Genomic DNA, 3,588 nt, shown 5'->3' with positions numbered 1-3,588 from the left:
GAAGGTTGCTGAATATTCGAACACAAAGCCCTTTTCGGACAACCGAGCGCGGCTTTTGAACCAGCCGTGTTCTTCCTGGCTACCCATGCCCCGGTGTGCCTCATCGACCAGTAGCAGGTTCTGATCGCCGAGATTTCGGGTGGCGATGGTATTGGGCCCGTCCGTGTCTCCCAGCTTGGTGATCTCGGTATAGTCCACCTGCCGCAGGCCATTTTTGCCTGAGGAGAATAGGTCGCCATTGTCGGTCAGCAGGCGTTCGGCGGTGATGCCACTGCCTTTCAACTCGCGCTTATGCTGCACGGAGAGGCCCTCGTTCGGGGTGATCAGCACAGTGCGGGTGAGGTCGTGTTTCAGGGGAGAATTCTCCGCGTAATGACGAAATTGCAGAAAGTTCACATGCATCAGCAGTGTCTTGCCTGAGCCGGTCGCATTTTGCAGGCAGAGCTTGTTCAGGTCCTCCAGTTCGTAGGGTGTGATGCCGGTTTCATAACCCGCATTCGTCCAATACGCGTTAAATGTCGTGACATAGTCGTTAAGTTGTTCCAGCAAGGCATCGCGGTCGGCGAAGAACCGCTCGAGATAGATTTCCGCAAACAACAGCGACAGCCATTGGTAGTACTTCCAGACAATGGGACGCTCACGGTCCTCATTGATCGCCAGGGTGTGGCTGACAATGTTGTGTTCGTAACGCAGTAGGTCGTTTCGCGTAATACTTGAATCGGCCTGGAGATTGATATCGAGCGTCTTGTAGAAATAGTGCAGGTTTTCCGCGCTCATGCCCTCCGGCGCATCTTTGACGATTTTCGCCAACGGCAGAACCGGTCGCAGTGTCCGCTTGCCGTCCTTGTGGTCTTTTAATGGGTCAAAACCGAACAGGCTGACGATCCATTGATTGAGCACCAGCTTGTGACCAAAGGGCAATTGCTTTTTTCTACTTGTTTTACGCCGCGCCATGGCTGCCTCCTGCCAATGTTTCCATCTTGCCAACCCAGCGATCAAAAAGCGGGCAGGCGGCACGCATCTTGTCTATGCCAATTTGATCAGCGATCGCGATACCCGTGGTGGTTTTCTTGAAACGCCTGGAGAGTTGTTGCAGTCGCCTGGATGGTGCGGTATCTGGCCGGTCGTTGATATTTTCCGGCTCGCCACATTCCTTCAGAATGGCGTCAACACGCTGCCGCCTCACGCCCAGATGCTCAGCCAGACAATCGGGCTCACTGAAATACAGTGCCTCGGTTTCATGCATGGAGACATAGGGGATGAATCTTTCCTGTGGGTTTTGCGCTGGAAACAGGTTTTGTACTGTTTCAGCAGTCGCCTTGCACATGACCTGCCATTTCTGTTTATGGTTTGTCAGGCGTTTGGATTTGGCGTAGCCCGGCCAGTCGGGTTTGATTCCGTAGTAGTCCACCAGCAGGGTAATCCAGGTATCCGCGCGTTGCTTGAGATGTCGTTCAATATCATTTTGTGCGCGGCTGAACTTGACATCACCACCTTTCTGGCCCGGCTTGTGCAGAATGACAGGGGCTAGATAGACCCGTTTATCCGCCAGATAGGGCGCGAGCAACTGTTTGACGAAACGCTGCTCGGTCGGCCCCTCAACCAGCACCACCAACTCAGCATAATCACACATCCGATGTGCCTCCCTGAATGACATTGCGTGTCCAGAGTTCGCCGACGGAATAATCCTCCAGCCATTCACTGAAATCCTGTTCAGACAAGCGCTCGAAGGTTGATTGGCCATCCTTGCGATTGACCACCACAATATCGTCAATGGCAAACTGGTCGATCAATAACGGCGACTGGGTGACGAGAATGACCTGGGTGCGTTGGGCGGCATCCGTGATCAGCTCGGCAAGAATACGAATGGCTTCCGGGTGCAGTCCAAGCTCCGGTTCATCAATGACGATGGCGGATGGCGGATTGGGTTGTAGCAGCGCGGTGGCCAGACAGATAAAGCGTATGGAACCGTCGGACAAATGATAGGGTTGCAGCGGATAATCCGAGCCTTTTTGCTGCCAACTGAGCTTGACCTTGTCGGCCCCACCCTGTTGGAACACATCCAGACGGAAATCATCGAAAAAAGGCAATATCAGCCGCGTGGCGTTCACCACTTCCTGATAATAGCGATGCAAGGATTCAGACTGCTTCAGCCGCAACAAAAACGGGGCGATATTGCTGCCATTGTTTCTAAGCCGCTGGTTGTCTTCGACAATTTCAGACCGGCGCATGGGCGCGGTGGGGCTGGTGTCATGGAAGTGATACACCATCCAATGTGCGATGGATTCATACACAAAATAGCCGACGCCGTGCCAACGATCATCGGCAGAACGTTCATTGCGTTCGTCATAGAGACTGCTTTCATGCGCAGGCGGGCCGTAGGAGCGCCAGTCAGTAGTCATATATTTGCGCTCTTCACTGACCAGAAAGGTTTCATCCACGGTAGGCGTCAGCTCGAAACGATAAAAATTCGAGTCTTCCGCAAAACTGCTATGTGATTGAAATTCCAGTTCAACCTTGATGGCTTCCGTTTGTTTCGGGCCATTGTGCAGAAAACTGTCCGCGCCGCCATTTTCCAGTATGAATTGCTGGAGGTTTTTACGGGTCATGGCCATTAACAGGCGAAACAACTGCACCAGGTTGCTCTTGCCCGCACCATTGGCGCCGATAAACACATTCAAATTGTTGAACGTAAAGGGTTCCAGCTCACGTATGGATTTGAAGCCCTGAATACTGATATTCTTGATCGCGCCTTTCATGGCTTAGTCCTCCACATCCCACATCGCCTGGTGGAAATGTTCCTCGGTGAGGCGAACCTTCCAGGTCTCTTCCGCCTGCCGCAGATTGGGCAGGTTGTTGGAGCCGTTGACATAAACAACATCGAACTCGGTGTCCTGGGTGGACAGGCGATACTTCTTGAACCACTCGTCCAGCATCAGATTGTCTTTTTCCAGGTCTCCGGTCAGCTTGCGCCAGATCACCAGGGTCCGCTCGCGGTCTGACTGGTCTCCCGGCGTGCGCAGCGTATAGCCTTCGATCTTGCGAAAGCGCCAGGCGCCATCGTCCGTCTCTTTTAATGGACCGTCAAGGATCAGGCGCGTGCTGGTGTCCTCTGGCAGCTCCGGGTCGGTTTCCCGCTTGAACGCGGCATCGTAGCGACGCCAGCGGTCCAAATGCTCTACATGCAGGCCGATCAGCCAGTTGAAGGTTTCGACGAGATCGACGGCCTTTTCCACATACTCGTCGGTGCCGGGTTTTTTGACCTTCAGTTTGTAGGCCGTGGGATCGGCGAACCATTCGATATTCAGCAACGACGGGCTGCCCTTGGCCTCGAAGTCGAGCCAGTAGTGGAGCAGGTAATCGCGTTGGAAGCCAGCCTCTCCAGTGGTGTTGCCAATATCCTTCAGCGTCAGGTTATTCTGTGTGTCTTCGTAGGATTCCAGGCGAATGTATTTGAAGCAGTGGGAAATGCCGGTATCGCGTGCAATGGGCTTGCCGTTTTTCCAGTCTTTGGAATAAATCACCTTGGCAATGCGGGGTTTGAGGACAGTGTCGAAATAGTTGCCCATTTCAACAAGAATATATCTA

3 protein-coding genes and 1 pseudogene are annotated in these 3,588 nt (G+C 53.3%); all 4 read right to left on the bottom strand.

Translation table 11 applies throughout. From position 1 onward, the window contains the following. The coding region (locus ACOCD2_RS14395; RefSeq protein ID WP_293680712.1) for a DEAD/DEAH box helicase family protein at positions 1-954 on the bottom strand (954 nt) is incomplete at its 3' end. Then, positions 941-1,612 (bottom strand): DUF4276 family protein, encoded by a 672-nt coding sequence (locus tag ACOCD2_RS14390; protein WP_294077752.1) that lies wholly within the window; start codon positions 1,610-1,612, stop codon positions 941-943. The genes ACOCD2_RS14395 and ACOCD2_RS14390, both read right to left, overlap by 14 nt. A 13-nt stretch (positions 1,613-1,625) precedes the next feature. Beyond that, positions 1,626-2,759 carry an AAA family ATPase gene (locus tag ACOCD2_RS14385; protein WP_293652755.1) on the bottom strand — a complete coding sequence of 378 codons (1,134 nt, stop codon included), beginning with the start codon at positions 2,757-2,759 and terminating at the stop codon, positions 1,626-1,628. Between the two features lie 3 nt (positions 2,760-2,762). Then, positions 2,763-3,588: pseudogene (locus ACOCD2_RS14380) on the bottom strand (site-specific DNA-methyltransferase); the annotation flags it as partial.

The sequence above is a fragment of the Thiolapillus sp. genome, from assembly GCF_048562965.1.
GTDB classification, from domain to species: domain Bacteria; phylum Pseudomonadota; class Gammaproteobacteria; order Chromatiales; family Chromatiaceae; genus Thiolapillus; species Thiolapillus brandeum_A.
The sequence above is the reverse complement of the archived record's forward strand: the minus strand, read 5'-3'. Positions and strand labels throughout refer to the sequence as shown.